The organism is Paenibacillus sp. FSL H3-0333, from assembly GCF_038002805.1.
Taxonomy (GTDB): domain Bacteria; phylum Bacillota; class Bacilli; order Paenibacillales; family Paenibacillaceae; genus Paenibacillus_AQ; species Paenibacillus_AQ silagei.
This window is the reverse complement of record NZ_JBBODG010000001.1, coordinates 6,869,946-6,882,900: the sequence shown is the minus strand read 5'-3', so window position 1 is coordinate 6,882,900 and position 12,955 is coordinate 6,869,946. Positions and strand designations below refer to the sequence as shown.

At 55.1% G+C, this 12,955-nt stretch carries 12 protein-coding genes; 9 read left to right on the top strand and 3 right to left on the bottom strand.

Going from position 1 to position 12,955, the window contains the following annotated elements; genetic code table 11:
- Positions 1–122: 122 nt before the first annotated feature.
- The 3 genes from MHH78_RS30025 (at position 123) to MHH78_RS30015 (ending at position 2,822) form a co-directional block, all read left to right on the top strand.
- A complete protein-coding gene (locus MHH78_RS30025) occupies positions 123–1,478 on the top strand; it encodes a glucose-6-phosphate isomerase (RefSeq protein WP_036700477.1) in 1,356 nt (451 codons plus the stop codon).
- A 126-nt stretch (positions 1,479–1,604) separates the two neighbouring features.
- Positions 1,605–2,237, top strand: a complete 633-nt coding sequence (locus tag MHH78_RS30020; protein ID WP_341029312.1) for a YigZ family protein — start codon at positions 1,605–1,607, stop codon at positions 2,235–2,237.
- A gap of 3 nt (positions 2,238–2,240) precedes the next feature.
- On the top strand, positions 2,241–2,822 hold the full coding sequence (locus MHH78_RS30015; RefSeq protein WP_076082473.1) for a TetR/AcrR family transcriptional regulator: 582 nt from the start codon (positions 2,241–2,243) through the stop codon (positions 2,820–2,822).
- 144 nt (positions 2,823–2,966) lie between these two features.
- On the opposite strand, the gene MHH78_RS30010 is transcribed toward MHH78_RS30015, so the two are convergent.
- Positions 2,967–3,368: a secondary thiamine-phosphate synthase enzyme YjbQ gene (locus tag MHH78_RS30010; RefSeq protein WP_036727896.1), complete on the bottom strand. Its 402-nt coding sequence runs from the start codon at positions 3,366–3,368 to the stop codon at positions 2,967–2,969.
- 194 nt (positions 3,369–3,562) lie between these two features.
- Between MHH78_RS30010 and cysT the strand changes: the two genes are divergently transcribed.
- The 5 genes from cysT (at position 3,563) to MHH78_RS29985 (ending at position 8,324) form a co-directional block, all read left to right on the top strand.
- Positions 3,563–4,378: a sulfate ABC transporter permease subunit CysT gene (gene cysT, locus MHH78_RS30005; protein WP_036727564.1), complete on the top strand. Its 816-nt coding sequence runs from the start codon at positions 3,563–3,565 to the stop codon at positions 4,376–4,378.
- Entirely contained in the window at positions 4,375–5,172 is a 798-nt protein-coding gene (locus MHH78_RS30000; protein ID WP_076082476.1) for a sulfate ABC transporter permease subunit, read from the top strand. Before cysT ends, MHH78_RS30000 begins: the two co-directional genes overlap by 4 nt.
- A 2-nt stretch (positions 5,173–5,174) precedes the next feature.
- Positions 5,175–6,239: a sulfate/molybdate ABC transporter ATP-binding protein gene (locus MHH78_RS29995; protein WP_341169825.1), complete on the top strand. Its 1,065-nt coding sequence runs from the start codon at positions 5,175–5,177 to the stop codon at positions 6,237–6,239.
- A 29-nt stretch (positions 6,240–6,268) separates the two neighbouring features.
- The gene (locus MHH78_RS29990) at positions 6,269–7,342 is read left to right on the top strand and encodes a sulfate ABC transporter substrate-binding protein (RefSeq protein WP_341169824.1); all 1,074 of its coding nucleotides are present in this window, start codon (positions 6,269–6,271) and stop codon (positions 7,340–7,342) included.
- A 199-nt stretch (positions 7,343–7,541) separates the two neighbouring features.
- Positions 7,542–8,324, top strand: a complete 783-nt coding sequence (locus MHH78_RS29985) for an MBL fold metallo-hydrolase (RefSeq protein ID WP_341169823.1) — start codon at positions 7,542–7,544, stop codon at positions 8,322–8,324.
- Between the two features lie 104 nt (positions 8,325–8,428).
- Here the strand turns inward: MHH78_RS29985 and MHH78_RS29980 are convergent, their stop codons facing one another.
- Both MHH78_RS29980 and MHH78_RS29975 read right to left on the bottom strand, forming a co-directional pair.
- Positions 8,429–9,406, bottom strand: a complete 978-nt coding sequence (locus MHH78_RS29980; RefSeq protein ID WP_341169822.1) for an SDR family oxidoreductase — start codon at positions 9,404–9,406, stop codon at positions 8,429–8,431.
- Between the two features lie 210 nt (positions 9,407–9,616).
- Positions 9,617–10,555: an AraC family transcriptional regulator gene (locus tag MHH78_RS29975; protein ID WP_341169821.1), complete on the bottom strand. Its 939-nt coding sequence runs from the start codon at positions 10,553–10,555 to the stop codon at positions 9,617–9,619.
- Between the two features lie 479 nt (positions 10,556–11,034).
- On the opposite strand from MHH78_RS29975, the gene MHH78_RS29970 reads away from it, so the two are divergent.
- Entirely contained in the window at positions 11,035–12,822 is a 1,788-nt protein-coding gene (locus MHH78_RS29970; protein ID WP_341169820.1) for an ABC transporter ATP-binding protein, read from the top strand.
- Positions 12,823–12,955: the final 133 nt, after the last annotated feature.

Below are 12,955 nucleotides of genomic sequence, written 5' to 3'. Positions count from 1 at the left end.
TCGGAAAGCCGGGGATATGCCTTAAGACCTTGCCAGTCAAGGCAAATTAAAGTATTCTAGATTATAATGTTGCAACACACGGTGTCAAATCTAAAGAGATAAACAGGAGGCTACCATTACCGATGTCCAAGAAGATTAATTTTGACTACACCAAAGCCCTTTCCTTCTTCAGCCAGACCGAGATCGACTATTTCGCCGCTCCAGTGAAGCTGGCCCACGAACAATTGCATAACAAGAGCGGAGCAGGCTCCGATTACCTGGGCTGGATTGATCTCCCTACAGCTTATGACAAGGAAGAGTTCGCCCGCATTCAGCAGGCCGCCAAGAAGATTCAGAGTGATTCCGAAGTGCTGATCGTGATTGGTATCGGCGGCTCTTATCTGGGGGCACGCGCAGCTATTGAGGCGCTTTCGCATTCCTTCTACAATAACCTGTCCAAGGACAAGCGCAAGACACCGGAGGTTTATTTTGCCGGTAATAACATCAGCTCTACCTACATCACGCATCTGCTTGACCTGGTAGAAGGTAAAGACTTCTCCGTGAACGTAATCTCCAAATCCGGTACAACTACCGAGCCTGCTATTGCTTTCCGTATCTTCCGTGCAGCACTGGAGAAGAAATACGGTAAGGAAGAAGCACGTAAACGGATCTACGCTACAACAGACAAGGAGAAGGGCGCACTTAAGAAGCTGGCTAACGAAGAAGGCTATGAGTCGTTCATCATCCCTGATGATGTAGGCGGACGTTATTCCGTACTGACACCGGTAGGTCTTCTGCCTATCGCCGTAGCGGGAATTAACATTGAAGAAATGATGCAAGGGGCCGCAGCCGCAGCCGATGAGTTCAACAACCCCGATGTGGCTACGAACCAGAGCTATCAATATGCTGCAGTACGTAATGCGCTCTACCGCAAAGGCAAGACGACAGAAATTCTCGTGAACTACGAGCCGTCCCTGCACTTTGTCTCTGAATGGTGGAAGCAGCTGTACGGCGAAAGTGAAGGCAAGGATTTCAAGGGAATCTATCCGTCTTCGGTGGACTTCTCGACTGACCTGCACTCCATGGGCCAATTCATTCAGGAGGGTAACCGCAACATCTTCGAGACGGTTATTCAAGTGGAGAAGGTACAGCACCATGTAACGATCGAGAATGATCCGGACGATCTGGATGGCCTCAACTTCCTGACCGGCCAGACCATGGACTTCGTGAACAAGAAGGCGTTCCAGGGAACTATGCTGGCGCATACTGATGGACAGGTGCCGAACCTGATCGTTACCATTCCTGACCAGACGCCTTATACTTTCGGCTATCTGGTGTACTTCTTCGAGAAGGCTTGCGGGATCAGCGGATACCTGCTGGGTGTGAATCCGTTCGACCAGCCGGGTGTTGAAGCCTATAAGAAGAACATGTTCGCACTGCTGGGCAAACCAGGCTACGAGAAAGAAAAGGCAGAACTGGAAGCAAGACTTACCGAATAGTCCCACTCTAACCGCAGATCATTCAACCTAATGTAAGTCATCAGGGAGCAGTCCATAGGTAACCACTACCAGGGCTGCTCCTAATATATATCAAGTCATCACATGTAGAGTAAGGAATGGACAACAATGCTGGAACAATACCGGACGGTACGTACCCCCGGCTCGCGGGAGGTCGTAATCCGTAAATCACGCTTTATCGGGCATGTTATGCCGGTGGAGAACGAGGAAGAAGCTGTGCAATTTATCGATTCGATCAAGAAGCAGCACTGGAATGCTACGCATAACTGCTCTGCTTATATGATCGGGGAGAGGGATGAGATCCAGAGACAGTCGGATGACGGGGAACCGAGTGGAACGGCCGGGAAACCGATTTTGGAAGTAATCCGCAGCCAACAGGTGAAGAATGTCGCTATTGTTGTTACCCGTTATTTCGGAGGCATTATGCTGGGTGCAGGCGGGCTGATTCGGGCCTATACCGATGGCGCTGTACTGGCGCTTGCGGCCGGAGAGGTCATTACACGTGTGCTGAGGCGGGAGGTATTCGTGGAAATCGAGTACACTTGGCTGGGCAAGGTGGAGAATGCACTGCGGGGCCGGAATATTCAGACCGGAGAGACTTTGTTTACGGATAAAGTTACACTGCTGTGTCTTCCGCGCAATGATGAAGGTGACGCATTTATCGCATGGATAACCGATCTTACGGAGGGGCAATCCCTGGTTACGGAAGGGCGGCGGCTTTACTACAGCGAAGGGGAATAGATTATGGCAAGAAGAGCAGTGGAACAGGAGTTGTCGAGAGAAAGAATTCTGGAGGCGGCGAGGCATCTTTTCATCACCAAAGGGTACCGTGCCATTTCGATGCGCAGCATTGGTCAGCACCTGGGTTACAGCCACGGCTCCCTGTATTACCATTTCAAAGAGAAAGCCGAACTCTTCTACGCCATTGTCGTTGAGGATTTCAATCATGTGGCTTCGCTTCTGAATCAAGCTATGACCACTCCGCCCGAAGAGGGAATGACGCGGGTGGAGCAGCTGATTATGGAGTTCATCCGGTTCGGGCTGGACCATCCGTATCAGTATGAGATCATGTTTATGATCCGCGACGAAGAGCTGCTGGCGTATTGCCGGGCAGAACAGGGCCGATGTTTCGAGTTGTTTGCGAGCATTGTCCGCCGTCATATGAAGGAAGAGGGATATGTAACGGAGGACTGGCAGAACGTTCCGCTGACCTTATTCCTGTCTGCTCACGGATTTATTTCGTATTATATCCAGGATAAAGTGTTGTTCGAAGATGTGAAGCAAGCTGCCCTGACACATGTCAAGGTATTAAGCCGCAGTTTATAATAAGCTGTTTTTTTTAACAGCTCGTACTTTAGAGCGTTGCATTGGTATAACTTTGCATGGTGAAAGTGTTACAGGAACTATAAATTGTATAGAGAGCAGCTTCGCGGTTCATGCGTAGCTGCTCTTCTACAAGGGCAGGCAGTGCTAGCCTTCCATAATTTTGAGGTGGCACTGGCGTTGCCTTGGACCATCGAACTCGCAAAAATAGATGCCCTGCCAGCGGCCCAGCAGCACAGCCCCTTCATGAATAATCAGGGTCTGCGAAGGACCGGCCGTAATGGATTTCAGGTGGGAAGCCGTATTGCCCTCGGCATGGCGGTATTTGGGATGCTCCCAGGGATAGACCTCATCCAGACGCATCAACACATCGCGCTTCACATCAGGATCGGCGTTCTCGTTAATCGCAATCCCTGCGGTGGTGTGCGGACAATAGACAATCAGCAGTCCGTTAAGAACTCCGCTATTCTTCACATAAGCCTGAACCTCGCGGGTAATATCCCGCATTTCATCCCGTTTGCTGGTGGTGATCTCCATAGTATGCAGCATCATGAACAGCCCCTCTCTGGTTTGGATATAACAAGTGCTACTTATACTTTAACCCAAAAACTAACAAAGTAATTGACGGCAGCAAGCGGTATTTGGTAAAGTAGGAATAACTTTAAACCAAGTATATTAATAGGAATAATCAAACCTTAAAGTCGAGTATACCGACCGGTTATCCGGAGGTGGGAGGTTGACCATTGAATTCGCTGATCAGGCACAAGGGCTGGACCTGGGGATTTAGATCAACGGTTGTACTGTATTTCGTCATTCTGATTGTGCTGCCGATCCTTGGGGTCTATTACAATTCATTCTCATCCGGGCTCGGAAGCTTCACTGAAAGTGTGAGCGATCCGATTGCCTGGAAGTCGGTCCTGTTAACACTCAAGCTGGCGGTCATTGCGGCTCTTACGAATGTGCTGCTGGGTACGATGATCGCGTGGGTCCTTATCCGTTATAAGTTCCGGGGCAGGGCGCTGCTGAACAGCCTTGTTGATCTCCCGTTTGCCCTGCCAACTGCGGTGGGCGGACTGATGATTCTGCTGCTGCTGGGCCCGGGAAGCCTGATTGGGGGCCTTGCGGAATCGCTGGGCTTCACGATTGTTTTTCACCAGCCTGCCATTGTGATTGCCATGGTCTTCGTCACATTCCCCTTCGTCATCCGGGCGGTGCAGCCGCTGCTGGAGGAGCTGGACGCTTCGGAAGAAGAGGCAGCCTATACGATGGGAGCGAAGCCAAGCAGGGTCTTCCTACAGGTGATCTTGCCGTCTATGGCACCTGGCATGATCGGCGGCGGGATGCTGGCCTTCTCGCGGGCGCTCGCTGAATTCGGTGCGGTAGTTCTCGTGGCAGGCAATATTCCGGGGCGAACGCTGGTGTCTTCTGTTTATATTTTCGGAGAGGTCGAAAGTGATAATCCGGCGGGAGCTGCCGCGGTGTCGATCATTCTGTTGACCTTATCCTTCCTGATTCTCTGGCTGATCAGCCTCATGCAGATGCGGGGGAGAAGATCATGAGAAGATTGTGGATTGGACTGACCTACCTCGTGTTCTTCGTCCTGATTGCAGCTCCGCTTGGCAGGATGACAATGGGGGCCTTCAGCGAAGGCTGGAGCGGCTTCTGGAACGCCCTGACCCGGCCCGAGGCGCTGCATGCGCTGCTGATGACCGGATATGTTGTAGTGGTTGTGACGCTGCTGAATACGCTGTTTGGGATCATGACGGCCCTGTATCTGGTACGGGCGAACTGGCTGGGCCGGCGCCTCAAAAGCCTGCTGAACAGCATCGTGGATCTGCCTTATGCGGTATCGCCGGTGATCGGCGGGCTGATGATCGTTCTGCTGCTCGGGCCGGACAGTGCGCTGGGTGCGTTGTTTGAGCAAATTGGAGTGAAGATTGTGTATGCTTTTCCGGGAATGGTGATTGCTACGCTGTTCGTCACGTTCCCGCTAATGGTGCGTGAGGTGATGCCGGTACTGCAAGAGATCGGGTCCCAGCAGGAAGAGGCCGCGTCCACACTTGGCGCATATGGCTGGACGACCTTCTGGAAGGTGACTTGGCCGTCTATCCGCTGGGCGGTCATCTATGGAGTGATTCTGACGGTGGCCCGCTCACTGGGTGAGTTCGGTGCGGTGCTCGTCGTCTCAGGCAATATTATGAACCGGACCCAGACGGCTACCACACTGGTCTATCAGGATGTCGAGAATTTCAATGTTACGGCTGCGGGCGGGATAGCACTGGTGCTGGCCGCATTCTCCGCAGGACTGCTGCTGCTTATGGAATGGAGCAAGAGAAGAAAGGGAGGGCACTAATTATGCATGTAGAGGTCCGGGGACTCGATAAGCATTTTGGCGATTTTCATGCGGTGAAGGATGTCCATTTCGGCATTACCAAAGGCCATCTGATCGGGCTGCTTGGCCCAAGCGGCGGCGGCAAAACCTCCATCCTGCGGATGCTGGCGGGCCTTGAGACACCGGACAGCGGCGAGATTATTTTCCACGGCCGGGCGGTGAACCATCTTCCGCCGCAGGAGCGTGAGATCGGCTTTGTCTTCCAGAACTATGCGCTGTTCAAGCATATGACGGTGTTCGAGAATATCGCCTTCGGCTTGAAAGTCAAGAAAGCTAGTAAGTCAGTCATCCGTGACCGTGTCACCGAGCTGGTGGAGCTTACCGGACTGAAGGGCTTCGAGAGCCGGTATCCGCATCAGCTGTCCGGGGGGCAGCGCCAGCGGGTGGCTTTTGCCCGGGCGCTGGCCCCTGAGCCGCAGCTGCTGCTGCTGGATGAGCCGTTCGCCGCGATTGATGCGAAGATCCGCCAGGAGCTGCGTTCCTGGCTGCGGGAGCTGATCGAACGTGTCGGGATCACCTCAATCTTCGTCACCCACGACCAGGATGAGGCTATTGAAGTTGCGGATGAGATTATGATCATTAACCAGGGGCGGCTGGAGCAGAAGGGTACGCCTTGGGATATCTATAAAGAGCCGAAGACACCGTTCGTGGCAACCTTCATCGGGGAATCGACGCTGATCGAGAGTGCTTCCGAGCTGAAGGGCTTCGAAGGCGCAGGCGGCGGTAAGCCGACCAAGGCGCTGATCCGTCCGGAATATATTGAGGTGGGCCATCTGCATGAATTCAAAATAGCTTCGGCCACGGAGCAGGGCGTTGTGAAGCATCTGCATTTCCGCGGCAGTGAATGGCTGGTGGAGGTTGAAATCAATGGACATAAGCTGGTCACCTACCGCTCTCTGGAGAAAGAAACGCTGACTCCGGGCCAGGAAATATCTGTGCTGGTACACCGCGCCTACCTGTTCAATGAGGAGCGGAGCTGGATTCAGGAGAATGGGCTGAAGAAAGATCCGATGCCTGTATTTATCTAAAAAATAAATGAGTGGGATGTGTCGCCGGTATGTGGCTTATCAGAAGGAGCAGACAACTGCACGGATGGCTGACGGTCTTACTGCTGGCGGTGTTCGCCCTGACCGCTGCCGGCTGCGGGAATGAGCAGCAGGCTGCAGGAGAGGCAGGTGCACCGCCGCAGGGAGATCTAACGCTTGTGGTGGGTGCCTACAGCGTGGTGAAGGATGCCATGGGCGAGATTCTCCCCGGGTTCGCGGAGAAGTGGAAGGCGGATACCGGTCAAACTATCGTATTCCAGCAGTCCTATGAAGCTTCAGGCACTCAGGCGAGGGCAATTGCCGGCGGCTTCGAGGCGGATGTTACGCTGCTTGCCATGGAAGGCGATGTCGGGAAGCTGGTCAAGGCGGGCCTTGTGGAGAAGGACTGGAAGCAGCGAGGCGGCGAGGCGGGCATGGTGACGCGGTCGGTTGTGGCCCTGGGGACGCGGGAGGGCAATCCGAAGGGGATTCATGATTTTGCCGATCTGGCGAAGCCGGGGGTGAAGGTGCTCTACCCTAATCCGAAGACCTCCGGCGGTGCCCAGTGGGACATCAACGCGATCTACGGGGCCGGCCTGAAGCGTTCTGAGGAGCAGGAGGGGGCGAAGGACCCTGCGGCTGCCAAGGCCTTCCTGGAGAGCATACACAGGAACGTCGAATCTCTGGATAAAAGCGGGCGGGCCTCCATGGCTGCCTTCGAGTACGGCGTAGGTGATGTGATCGTCACTTATGAGAATGAGCTGCTGGCGCGGATTGCAGAGGGTGTGAAGTATGAGGTGGTCATCCCGAAGAATACGATCCTGATCGAGAATCCTGCGGCCGTGGTGGATAAGTATGCGGATAAGCATGGTACCCGTGCAGCCGCAGAAGCGCTGGTCGATTATCTGACGACGCCTGAGGCGCAGGAGATATTCGCCAAGTTCGGCTTCCGTCCCGTAAACCAGCAGGTCTATGCGGCACATGAGAGTCAGTATCCGGTTCCTGCCGGGCTGTTCGATATCAGCTATCTTGGCGGCTGGGAGGAAGTCCGCACCACGCTGTACTCCAAGCGGGGCATATGGTATCAGGTGCTGGCCGGGATCTAGGCGGGTAGATGAGACGGAAGAGGATTAGAAGACACCTGCTTATTGTGGAGTGCGAAGGATTAAGGGAGCTGTTCTCCGGCCGGATCAGGCTGAAGGGCAGCTCTTTACTGTCTTACGGGCCGGGGTGCAAAGGACCGGCTCCTGTTCTATAATGAACTGACGGATATTCGAGAAAAAAGACGATGAGGTGGGCATGCATATGGATACATTAGTGTTCCTCGGAACAGGGGATGCCATGGGCGTACCCCGGGTCTACTGTGATTGTGAGACCTGTACGGAAGCAAGAACTACCGGGCGCAATAACCGCCTGCGTTCTTCTGTGCTTATAGATAACGGCAGCGGCTTCCTGGCGATTGACTGCGGACCGGACTGGCGGAGACAGATGGAGCTGCAAGGGAACCGCACCATGAAGCGTCTGCTCGTGACACATGCGCATTTCGATCATATCGGTGGGCTGCCGGAATGGGCGGACAGCTGCCGCTGGATGGGCTTCCGGGGAGAGCTGTACGCTCCGGCGGAGGTCATTCCCGTCATCCAGCGCCAATACCCGTGGCTCAGCGGGCATATCGACATGATCCCTTGTGATGACGGCATTACGCTATATGGCTGGCAGATTAGCACATGGCGGGTGAACCATGGCAAGAATGGTTACTCCTATGCCTACAGGCTGGAGAAGGAGGACTATGCCTGGGTGTACTGCCCGGACTCGATCTCTCTGACCACGGAGGAAACCAGGCGTATGCATGGAGCGGACCTGCTGGTGCTGGGAACCAGCTTTTATTACGAGGCAGCTGAATTGTCCACCCGCTCTGTGTATGATATGACTGAAGCCGCCGATCTGCTGGAGACGGTCCAGCCGCGCCGTGCGGTCTACACACATATGTCGCATGACATCAATCTGGACAAGGATTATATTCTGCCGGAGAAGGTTACGCTTGCCGTTACAGGCATGAAGGTTCCGCTGTATAGGGAGGAGTCCTGAACAGTAGGATCGGCAGGCTAGTCCGGGTTGACGGACATCACAATAGGAGCTTTCCGGAAAGTCAGGATGTGCTGACTTCCCGGAAAGCTCCATTTTGAATTCGCTTAGCGGGGCGATGGGCCGGCAAAATAATCACCATGCTCCATTTCCGCCATCAGATCGCGCTCAACCGGACTCCAGCCGTAAAGCTCGCGGGTAAGCGTTGAAGAGACAGGATTGTCGGTTGCCACAAAAGGACCCAGCCAGCCGAAATAGGAGCCGGCTTCTTCCTTATGGATCTGCTTGGACGGCAAGTTCGCCTGCCGGGCAATCGCCTCGGCTATGTGCCTGAAGGGAACACCTTCCTCTCCTACAGCATGCAGCCGCGAGCCGGCGGGAGCCTGCTCGGCAGCCAGCTTGAACAGACGCGCTGCGTCAAGCCGGTGCACAGCAGGCCAGCGGTTGGCGCCTTGTCCGATATAGGCGGCCGCGTCTTTGAATCTTGCACTGCGGATCAGGCTCGGCAACAGGCCGCCCCGGTCGCCCGTGCCGTAGACGATTGGCGGCAGACGCACCAGCGACGCCCGGACGCCTGACCCGGCCAGCGCCAGCAAGGCGTTCTCCGACGCCACACGTCCTCCTCCGATGGATGAGGCATCTCCCCGGTCATCCTCGGCCGCCAGCCTGCCGGGAGTAAGCGTCATGGTCGGCATCGCGATGACAAGCGCGCCGGACCGCCCGGACAGCACGGCTCCAAAGGCTTCGATGGCGCGCAGTTCTGTTTCTACCGCTGCCGCCATGAAACGGGCCGGCGTACGGGCCGGACTTCCGCCCAGCATAATCTTCAGCTTCATCTTCAGGCTGGCATGGGAGAACTTATGATAAAAGGCCGTATGGATAACCGCGTCCGCTGCAGCCGCTTCCCGGCGCAACAGGTCTGTGTTCTCGACAGAGCCGCGGACAGCTCTCGTTCCAGCCGCCTCCAGCCGCTCGGCCGCTTCCTTGGAGCGTACCAGCCCGGCCACTTCATGTCCGCCCTCCAGCAAATCCCGGACCACTGCCGACCCGATAAAGCCGCTTGCTCCCGTTACAAAAATACGCATCCCGGTATCCTCCTTATAGAATCAAGCCTCTAAATCCCTGTACAAAGCAGCTTGTTCCAACGATGATTTCCGCTTCGCCGCTTGGCTTATCCGGATAAGATCAGTATAGACGGCCCGATACCCTTTCATTTGACTGTTCTGCTTGATTTCTTGCCCGATTCAACGGAAAAGCCCTCCGTTGACAAGATCGGAGGGCTTGCTGGGTAGCATTCAGGAGATGAGGCCCGATTTCCACTTGGCGATATCCCGGCTCGGCGGATTGCCGAAGAAGCGGCTGTAATCCCGGCTGAACTGGGAATCGCTGATATATCCGACCAGTTGGCACGCCGTGGTAATATCCCGCCCGCCGGACAGCATCAGCCGCTGCGCTTCCTGCAGCCTTAGCGCTTTCTGGTACTGGAGCGGGCTCATGGAGGTCACCGACTTGAAATATTCGCGGAAGGAGGACTCGCTGAGATGGACCATGTCTGCCAGCTCGGCGATTCTCAGCGATTCGGCGAAGTGGCTCCGCAGCCAGTCGATCGCTTTGGCGACGCGCTGGACATCCGAGCCGGCCAGTACGGTCTCGGCGACATAGACGCCGATGGGACTGCGCAGCAGCCGGATGAAAATCTCATCCGCCGCAAGCGAGGCCAGCAGGCCGTTGTCGCCGGATTCGTCCAGGCACGCGACCAGCCGCGTCACCGCGCCTATCAAAGCCGGTTCACCTTCCAGCACATAGCTTGCGCTGCGCTTGCCGATCTTCGGCAGGCCGTTCGGAAAGACCTGAGGGATAAGCGCAGCGATTCTGCGCGGATCGAGATAGACGCCCACGCCGAGGAACGGTTCCGAAGCGCTTGCCTGAATCGTCTGCATGCGGATGGGCACCGCTACGGGAGCAACCAGAATGCGCGATCCGCTGTATTCGGAAGTGGCTTCGCCGATCTTGATCATTTTGGTGCCCTGGGCGGCAATGCCCACCGTCGGCCACTGCATCGTGTGCAGGTAATCGGACGGTTCCGTTTGCGAGTAACGGTTGAAATACAAGCCTTGGATCGGTGTTTCGGCTGTACCGTCACGTGTAACATGAGCCTCAATCAGACGGGCCAATCTAAGCGTTTCCAGCCTTGTTTGCTCTTCTGCTGATTCTTCCATATGTGTTTTGGCCATGACAATTCCTTCATCCTCTCTTAACCAACCATGCTTTGTGCAAGTATACAATACGCTCCCCCATATTTCCCCCAAGTAATCACCAAGCATCGGCGATGATTTTCGCATAATCCCGCATAACTCCGCAGTGTCTTTTGAAGCTACAGCGTTCATTTTCTTCAGGACTCTTACAATGGATTTCAGCCCTAAGACCGATACGGGAATCCGCCCCCCGCCGCTGGGGCACTTTCCAGGGGTCTAGTACACTAGTGGCATCGGAGCCGCAGAGAGTGAGCCCACGACGGGGCTGACTTCCAGTTTTATGAATATAATGCGTATATTTCTTTATTTTCAAAAAGAGAAGGAGGTACTATACTAAAACGATGTGCCAGTGGGGATGGCATTCTCCACAAAAGTACCCGCGGGCCGTACGGGGAACTTCATGACAGCAAGGTAATGCCAAGGTGCGGGGTGCGGAATTCTAAAGAGGAGCTGATGTTGTGAGAAAGAAAGGTGCTTTTTCCAGATTAAGTACATACATGCTTAGACATAAGCTGATTTATGCCGTGTTGCTGTTGGTGACGTTATTCAGTATTGTGCTTGATCTTACGATGGCCTGGTTCCTGGCCCGGATTACGGATGCTGCTGTCCGGCTGGATGTGGAGGCGTTCAAGGGACTTACCTGGTTCGGGATTCTATTCTTGCTGGTTACGGGATTGAATACCTTCGTCAGTGCGTATCTCAAGACCAATGTATCGGCCAAAATCAGAAATGAGCTGCGTCAGGACATGATGGGGCATACGCTGGCCTTGCCGCAGTCTTATTTCGACCGCAATCATTCCGGTGATTTGTTGTCCCGGTTCACGAATGACAATCAATCGGTCGGTGAAGCCTGCGGGCAGGTGATGCTGGATCTGCTGCGCAACCCGCTGCTGGCGGTAGCCTCCTTCGGCTATCTGCTCTATATTAACTGGCTGCTGGCGCTGATCTGCCTGTCCATCGGTCCGCTGCTGTTCCTGACCGGTAAAATCTTCGGCAATGCGATGCGCATCAACAGTGTGCGGGTGCAGGAAAGTATGAGCCGGACTACGGCTTTTCTGAACGATATTCTGGGCAGCAGTATGGTGTTCAAGGCATTCTCCATGGAGCGCAGGCTGCAGAAGCAATATGTTGGCTACAGTGAGGATATTGCCTCAGGAGAGAAAAAGAAAGCGAGAATCGAAGGAGCCACCGGAGCGATCTCCTCCTTGCTGGGGAATCTGACCTTCCTGCTGGCTCTGGTGATTGCCGGTTGGTTCGTGGCGAATGGAAGACTTGAGGTCGGGGCGATGATTGCCTTCATTCAGCTGATGAATTATCTGGTTGGGCCGTTCTCGTCCCTGCCGGGCCTGGTCGCTTCCATGCAGCAGTCGCTGGGTGCGGCGGAGCGGATCTTCGAGGTGATGGATGCGCCTGCTGAGGTTGAGGTGCTGCCTGAGGTCCAGGCGGAGCTGCCGGGGTTCGGGGAGCTTCAGCTCGCAGAGGTGTCATTTAGCTATCCGGGCAGTGAGAAGCAGAGCCTTAACAAGGTTAGTCTGGAGCTGGCACGCGGCCAGCAAATGGCCGTAGTAGGTCCGAGCGGCGGCGGGAAATCCACCCTGTTCAAGCTGCTGCTGGGCTTCTACCAGACGGATGCAGGTGAGGTTGCGATCAACGGCCGTCCGATCAGCGGAATACCGCTGGCAGAGCTGCGCAGCTACTTCGCCTATGTGCCTCAGGAGTCGGGCCTATATTCCGGGAGCATCCGGGACAATATCGAGAGCGGCAAGCCTGGTGCGTCAGACGAAGAGATTATCGAGGCGTTGCGGCAGGCGAATGCGTACGAGTTCGTGACGGAGCTGCCGGAAGGCATACACACGGATATTGGCGAGCATGGCTCCCGGTTGTCCGGCGGTCAGAGGCAGCGGCTGTCCATTGCCAGAGCGATGCTCAAAAATGCGCCGATTCTGCTGCTGGATGAGGCTACTGCGGCACTTGATAATGAGTCAGAACGAATGGTCCAGCAGGCCATCCGCAAGCTGATGAAGGATAAGACAACGCTTGTAATCGCCCACCGGCTCTCAACGATCCAGAATGCCGATGTCATCCTGGTGATGGAGAACGGGGAGATTGTGGAGCGGGGCGGACATGAGGAGCTGCTTGCGGCGGAGGGACGGTACTCTGAGCTGTATCATTCCCAGCTGGAGGAAGAAGAGGTGCCGGAGGGGCTGGAGGTCTGGAAGGACGAATACCAGCAAGTAACACTTTAATGATTTGAAGGGGAGGCTTAAGGTCCTCCCGAAGCATAAACAACGGGTTTCCGGCCATCGGAGACCCGTTATTTGTGTATGCCAATCCTTAAATGTTCCAGGTTTCTGAGCTGGGTGCTATAAGGATGAAAAC